The organism is Suttonella ornithocola, from assembly GCF_001889065.1.
GTDB lineage: Bacteria > Pseudomonadota > Gammaproteobacteria > Cardiobacteriales > Cardiobacteriaceae > Suttonella_A > Suttonella_A ornithocola.
In genome coordinates, this window is the sequence record NZ_LWHB01000093.1 from 24,219 (window position 1) to 31,038 (window position 6,820).

Annotated in this window: 7 protein-coding genes and 1 pseudogene; 5 read left to right on the forward strand and 3 right to left on the reverse strand. The window is 41.1% G+C overall.

Annotation, left to right across the window (positions count from 1 at the left end):
* Positions 1-73 precede the first annotated feature (73 nt).
* Positions 74-2,374: an MMPL family transporter gene (locus A5N85_RS07755; RefSeq protein ID WP_072576723.1), complete on the forward strand. Its 2,301-nt coding sequence runs from the start codon at positions 74-76 to the stop codon at positions 2,372-2,374.
* 17 nt (positions 2,375-2,391) lie between these two features.
* On the opposite strand, the gene ung is transcribed toward A5N85_RS07755, so the two are convergent.
* From ung to A5N85_RS07770, 3 genes are read right to left on the reverse strand one after another with little or no spacing between them, the layout of a single operon-like run.
* Positions 2,392-3,093 carry a uracil-DNA glycosylase gene (gene ung / locus A5N85_RS07760; protein WP_072576724.1) on the reverse strand — a complete coding sequence of 234 codons (702 nt, stop codon included), beginning with the start codon at positions 3,091-3,093 and terminating at the stop codon, positions 2,392-2,394.
* Complete coding sequence (locus A5N85_RS07765) at positions 3,093-3,905, reverse strand: DNA ligase (protein ID WP_072576725.1); 813 nt, start codon at positions 3,903-3,905, stop codon at positions 3,093-3,095. The genes ung and A5N85_RS07765 overlap by 1 nt, the downstream gene beginning before the upstream one ends.
* Positions 3,905-4,717 carry a PPK2 family polyphosphate kinase gene (locus A5N85_RS07770; RefSeq protein ID WP_072576726.1) on the reverse strand — a complete coding sequence of 271 codons (813 nt, stop codon included), beginning with the start codon at positions 4,715-4,717 and terminating at the stop codon, positions 3,905-3,907. The genes A5N85_RS07765 and A5N85_RS07770 overlap by 1 nt, the downstream gene beginning before the upstream one ends.
* 346 nt (positions 4,718-5,063) lie before the next feature.
* Here A5N85_RS07770 and A5N85_RS15640 point away from each other — a divergent pair, with 346 nt between their 5' ends.
* From A5N85_RS15640 to A5N85_RS16530, 4 genes and pseudogenes are all read left to right on the forward strand, one after another.
* The gene (locus A5N85_RS15640; protein WP_169818636.1) at positions 5,064-5,234 is read left to right on the forward strand and encodes a hypothetical protein; all 171 of its coding nucleotides are present in this window, start codon (positions 5,064-5,066) and stop codon (positions 5,232-5,234) included.
* A gap of 34 nt (positions 5,235-5,268) precedes the next feature.
* The gene (locus tag A5N85_RS07775) at positions 5,269-5,652 is read left to right on the forward strand and encodes a hypothetical protein (RefSeq protein WP_143143216.1); all 384 of its coding nucleotides are present in this window, start codon (positions 5,269-5,271) and stop codon (positions 5,650-5,652) included.
* Between the two features lie 73 nt (positions 5,653-5,725).
* Positions 5,726-5,995, forward strand: coding sequence for a hypothetical protein (locus A5N85_RS07780; protein WP_072576728.1), 270 nt, complete (start codon positions 5,726-5,728; stop codon positions 5,993-5,995).
* A gap of 32 nt (positions 5,996-6,027) precedes the next feature.
* Positions 6,028-6,820 (forward strand): annotated as a pseudogene (locus tag A5N85_RS16530) (IS630 family transposase); the annotation flags it as partial.

Sequence of the window (6,820 nt, forward strand, 5' to 3'; positions counted from 1 at the left end):
TAACTTATTCAATCTCCAAAGAAGGATTTAACGGTATGATACTCGGTGAATAAAAATATCAAATGAGTCTATCATGCGTCGTCCTGCTTTTTCTTATGCCATTATTTTGTTACTGTTTGCTGTATTAGTAGGCAGTTTGTGGACACTTTGGCGAGCGAATACTTTACAGACAGATTTACAGCAACTCTTGCCAGAAAGTGAACAACTTTCAGTTGAAACCAGAAAAGCATTAGCACAACAGCAACAAATCACGAATCAACAAGTGTTGATGATGATTGGGGCAAATAGCCTTGAAGCAGCAAAAGCATTAGCAGAACAACTACGTCAACAAGGCTTAGATAGCGGTGTTTTCCGACAAGCGCAATGGCAAATAGGCAGTGAAATTGAAGCGTGGCGACAAAGTGCTGAAAAGCTAGGCAGCTATTTGCTCACGTCAGCAGCGCGACAGCAAATAATAGCCGCCCCCGAGCAATATGCTGCACAATGGGCAGCAGAGATGAGTAATCCGTTTTCAGCAACATTATTACCATTATCCCAAGATTGGTTGGGCTTTTCGCGATTTTATCAAGCACCTACAATGGGAAATCTATCTCAAGATTTTTCTGAAGGAAGTGTTTATACCGAAGTCGATGGAACTTATTGGTTAGCTTTACGAGCAGAATTAGCGCGAACCGTTTCTTCTGAAGCCTTATTGCAATGGTATGCACATACCAAAAAATTTATCGCCGAGCATCAAGCAAAGATTGCCATTGCTGCGCCGGCTTTATTTCAAGCAGAAGGCAAAGTGCAGGGAGAGAAAGAAGGAAAATGGTTGTCTATCATTGGATTGCTGGCGACGGTTTTATTATTTGCTTTGGTTTTTGGGCGTTGGCGTGTTTTGCTACTCATCATTCCAGCAGTATTAGGAATGCTCTCTGGCATCCTAGCGGTATTGTTATGCTTTGGGCAAATTCATATATTGACTTTAATTATTGGCACGAGCTTATTGGGATTACTCTTGGATGTTCCGCTACATTGGTTAGCAAAATCTTTCGTAATGCCCAATTTTTGTCCTGAAACAGCGATGCGTGCATTGCGCCGACCTTTTTTCTTTAGTACGGCGATTACCTTAATTGGCTATTTATTATTATTGGCAGCACCATTACCGGTTCTGCAACAGACCGCGATTTATTCCGCGGTTGCGCTATCAGTTGCCGTGCTAGTGGCTTTCTTTTTTCTACCCTCTTTATTTCAATCCTTTATTCCTGCGCCAAGATTGCCAATTAACCTCTTTCTCACTGGCGTTGAAAAAGGCATTGATTGGCTGAATAAAAAGATAAAACGTCCGCTGCTTTGGGTAGGATTGGGCATCTTTATCATTGGCGGGATTTGGCAAGGGCGGTGGCATGAAGATATTGCCGATTGGGTGCGCCCTAATCCAGTATTTCTAAATGATTTAAAACAGGTTTCAATCTTAAGCGGTCAGAGCATTAACCATGAATTTATTTTGACGGAAGCGGAAAATTCAGATGCGCTCATTCGCTTAAATCGCGCGGTTAAAGCGCAACTACAACCATTCATTGAGCAAGGCAAACTTGGCGGAATGGTCAACATCAGTGATTTTGCTGTGACAACAGATGAACAAGTCGCGCTTCGGCAAGCGCTAAAGCATCAAAATCTAAGACAATGGCAGCCATTAGTTGAAATGGGGATTGCGCCAGAAATGATTACTCGTGCTTTAAAAATGGTCACGGTGAAAGCACCTACCGCTTTATCAGAAGCGCTAAATGAACCACTGGGAGAACCTTGGCGGGCATTATTGCTAAATGATAAACAAGCGGTCATTCGTCTTTCTGAGATAAAAGATTTAGCGGGTATTCAAACAGTATTGAAAGAGATGCAAGGGGCGCAGCTGATTACGCCTCGACAACAAATTAGCGCTGGATTTGATCATATGCGCCAATTATCGCTTTTGCTAAAAGGTATTTCTTACGGATTGGCGGCATTACTATTAGCATTATGGGTCGGATGGAAGCGCGCCTTAACCATGCTCGCTATTCCATTAGCAGCGGTGGTATTCACAGTGGCGAGTTTGGGATGGTTAGGCATTGCGCTTTCGGCTTTTAGTATTTTTGGCTTATTACTGGTAATGGCAATCGGCGTAGATTACGCCATTTATGGCAGTACGCTGAAATCTGTCATCCATCAGTCATTATGTTTAGAAAAAAGACAGCGTCTAGCAGGTATGCTAATGGCGCTGACGACAACATTGCTAACCTTTGGCTTACTGGCGTTTTCAAGCACGCCAGTTGTTGTTGGATTTGGTGCTTCGGTGAGCTTTGGTATCTTCTTTTCTGCGATATTGTCAATGATAGTTTTAGAAAAAAGCAAATAATCAAAATAAGTTAGTATTTAAGCAATACGCCAATCAATAGGCGTTTGCCCTGTCGATTGAAGATAGTCATTTGCTAAAGAAAAATGATTACACCCGATAAAAGCACCGCCAGCCAAAGGGGAGGGATGAACCGCAGTGAGAATGCAATGCTTGCGCGTATCAATTAAATTTGCCTTTGCTTTGGCAAAATTTCCCCAAAGCATAAAGACTAAATGTTCCTTTTGTTTACTGAGCGCACGAATTGCTGCATCAGTAAACTGTTGCCAACCAATTTTGCTATGACTACCGGCTTTTCCAGCTAAAACCGTTAAAGAAGCATTCAGTAATAGCACACCTTGTTTTGCCCAAGCCGTTAAATCGCCATGCGGTGGGCGCGTAAAATCGGGATATTCACGCTGAAGTTCTTTATAAATATTTTGCAAAGATGGCGGCACTCGAACACCTTTTGGAACAGAGAAAGATAAGCCCATCGCTTGTCCAGCACCATGATAAGGGTCTTGCCCAATAATCACGACTTTGGTTTGCGCAAAAGGAGTGGTATCAAAAGCATTAAAAATAAGTTTACCTGGCGGATAAACCGTTTCACCAGCTGCCTTGGCAGATAATAAAGTTTGCTTAATTTGCGCAAAATACGGTGCAGAAAATTCCGCTGCTAGAGCGATTTTCCATCCGCTTTCTATGCGTACAGAGTCGGGCGTAATTGTTAAAGAAGTTTGCATCATAAATCTTGATCGTTACGAGGTCGAAAATAAGTAGGAAATCGCGGTTTACCATTTTTGGTGCGTCCGCGAAATTGATAAGTAATTATGCTACCAATAGCAGGCGGATTCGCGCGGTCGGCATCGGTAAAACCAGAACCAATACGGAAAATTTTTCCGTTCTCATCGCGACACTCTAACGCCCCAAATGTAGCCGCGTATTTGCCTTTGCCGTTGAAATGCGCAGTGACCATGCATTCTGCATCCTCAGCAGATTTGAGCTTAAGCATCATATCGCTTCGAGTGCGCAAATAAGGTGCATCAGGGTGTCGCAGTATCAAACCTTCACCGCCTTTGGCTTCTACTTCTGCAAGCCGCTGATAAGCAGCATTTATATCTGCAATCGGTGTTTGCTCGATGATAACGATTTTGTCAGTAGGATGCGCATTTAGCCATTCCGTCAGCGTGCGTAAGCGCGTAAGTAAGCCACCTTGTGCATGAGGAACATCAAATACCTGTAGGCGAATACCTTGCCAATCTTGTCCACGAATAGTGCTAACCGTTTGTGCAAATTTTCCTCGTCCTAAATACAGCTCACCATCAATCGCAAACGGTGGAAAATTTTGGATAAAGTGGGCAGGTGGATGCAAAAGATTTCCTTGCCGAGAATAGAGTTGCTTCCCATCCCAATAGCCACGAACACCATCTAACTTTTCGCTGGCTAACCAGCCGCGAACATCCTGCTGCTGATAATTTTTGGCAAGCATCACCTCAGGCGCAGTAAATGCTATCAGTGGCGTCAATAAAAACCATAAAGTAAAGAATCGAATCATTAGACGACCGTTTTTACCCAATTGCTGCTATCCACTTCGGGATAAGCCAAATCTAGCTTTTGCAAATGTGCTAATAAAATCTCTAAGATAATCACATCGCGCGACGATTTAGAATCCGCTGGAATAATGTACCAAGGCGCATGTTCATTATCAGTAGCAGAAATAGCGGCTGCATACGTTTGTTGGAATTTATCCCATAACTTGCGGTCATTTAAATCACTAGGGTTGAATTTCCAATGTTTATCCGGATTATCTAAACGAGCTTGCAAACGTTCGCGTTGCTCATCTTTAGAAATATGCAGGAAAAATTTGATAATTGTTGTCCCCGTTTCGCTGAGCATCCGCTCAAAATCATTGATGTGTGCCAAGCGTCGCTTAAATTCAGCCTCATCAATCACATCATGCACCAAAGTCGTTAGCACATCCTCATAATGACTGCGATTAAAAATCACGATTTCTCCATCCTTGGGAACCACTTGATGCACGCGCCACAGATAATCGCGCGCACGCTCTGCTTCGCTAAGCACCTTAAACGCCTGCACACGCATCCCCAAAGGATCCGTATGCTGAAACACATGGCGAATTGTCCCATCCTTTCCGGCAGTATCCATGCCTTGCAAAACAACCAATACCCGATGTTTCCCTTGACCGTATAGCACATCTTGTAAAGCATTCAGCTTTTCTCCCAAAGCATCGGCTTTAGCTTTTCTATCTGCCTTACTATCAGGAACAAGGCGCTTATCTTTTGTGGAATAAGCAGACAAGTCTAGTTTTTTTGTTGCTGCGCGATACGCCTTTACAAAATCATTCATATATTCTCCTTGAAATGGATAGACCACTTGTATAGCAGGACTCCCAAAAAAAGCATACGTACTTGGAGATAGGATGCTGTTCTAAAAGTGGATATTGGGTTAACGTTGTACGCATTTTTTGGGAGTTGGCTATATAGTGTACCCGAGAGAAACAAAAGCGAAAAATTACTGTGCTTCTAGTATCCATCATTGCGGATGCTGATGACAGGCATAAGCCTCCTCAATGAGTTGCAAAAAAATCTTCAAATCTTCAGCGACAATAAAAAGGGAATACCAACAGTCTAATAACAAATGCGCTAACTATCATCAAACGTGACTGAATTTTTTAACTGACAAAGGTATGTATATGAAACTTTCACACCTATCACTCTCAATTCTTTCTGCCTTAGCCTTGACCGCTTGTGGCGGTGGTGGCGGCAGCGACCATACAAAGCCAGATGATGGCGCAAATAAACCGGTTCAACCAGAACCCTGTTCAACCAGAAAAGCCTCAAGAGCCAGAATTAACCGTTGTTGACCCTACTCAGAATAACGTAGTAGTGGCTTTTGAATTGGATAAAAAGCCTAGCGTTGGTGAGTTAACTTATATTCGCCAAAAAGATTCTAAATTTAACATCAATGCTGAAAACCAAGGCTTGAATTCAGCAGCGACAGCAATGGTAAGCTTACCTTTAGAATCACAAAACCCGCATTTGACCAACATTGTATTAGGTAACTTAAAAAATACCCAAATAGCGCAATTTGCAGGTTCTAATAAACAAAACTTTAAAGATAAAGAAAGTCTACAAACAGAAAATGTAAAATATCATAAAGATAGCATTCAAAAAATAGTGAAAGACTATGCTTATCTAAATGGACGCTATAGTGGTCTTGGTGATTTTGGCAATACACAAGGCTTAGACAAAGAAATTAAAGATGCCATTATAAGGAATTAAGCCATATGTTACGGCGCTTAATGAGTATGCCAATGCAAAACAAGCACTTGATGAAAAAGTTGCAAAAGATGGTGTGACTGCGGCATCTGCAGAAATTGACATATTAAAAGAAAAAATTGGTGACCTTAACGACTTAACAGCTAGGGCTGATGATAAAAAAGCACCAGAAAAAAATGCTAGTATTTTAGGAATTAAATTAGTCTCAGTTGATTTCCAAAAGCTTAAAAAAGAAGCTAAAAATGGTAAGGATGTTTTAGTTAATGACGGAGCAGCACTAAAACTACCTAGCATTGACGTTAAAAGTTGGGAAAATTTTGCAGTTAAATATAGTAATTTAAAATAGAAACAAGACTAAAAATAGCGAAAACTAACAAAATGGCATATACAATTGAAATCCGACAAAAAGCAATGGCGTACTGGGACAAATGCAAAGACATTGACCAAGTAATACAAGCCTATGGCATATCATGCTCAGCACTATACAGCTGGAAAAAACTCCAAAGAGATACAGGTGAACTTAGCGCCCAATCTCAAGGCACAAAACCAAGAAAAATAGACCGTGAACAACTTAAAACCTATGCAGAACAACACAATGATGCCTATTTATTTGAAATAGCAGAACACGTTGCCTGTACACCACAAGGCATATTTTATGCACTAAAATCAATCGGTATGACACTTAAAAAAAGACCACGACCTACAAAGAACAAGACCCAATCAAAGTAGAAAACGATCTAACCAAGCTTGCAACCTTCAATGACCATCAAAGGGTTTATATTGATGAAACGGGTATAGATACCTACTTACATCGACCCTTTGCAAGGTCATCCAAAGGGAAAACTGTTAAAAGCACCATTAGTGGCAAAAAATATAAACGGATATCCGTTGTTGCAGGTCAAATTGGCAATAAACTCATTGCCCCAATGACTTACGAAAATACCATGACAAGTGCCTTTTTTGAAAAATGGTTTGAAGAACACTTATTACCATCATTGAGTGTTAAATCAGTGATTATTATGGATAATGCTCAATTTCATCGAATGAAGGTTCTAAAAGCGTTAGCCGAAAAATTTGGTCACGTTGTTTTGCCTTTATCACCTTATTCGCCAGAGTTAAATCTAATCGAAAAGCAGTGGGGCAATCTTAAAAGTATTTACGTAAAGTTTTA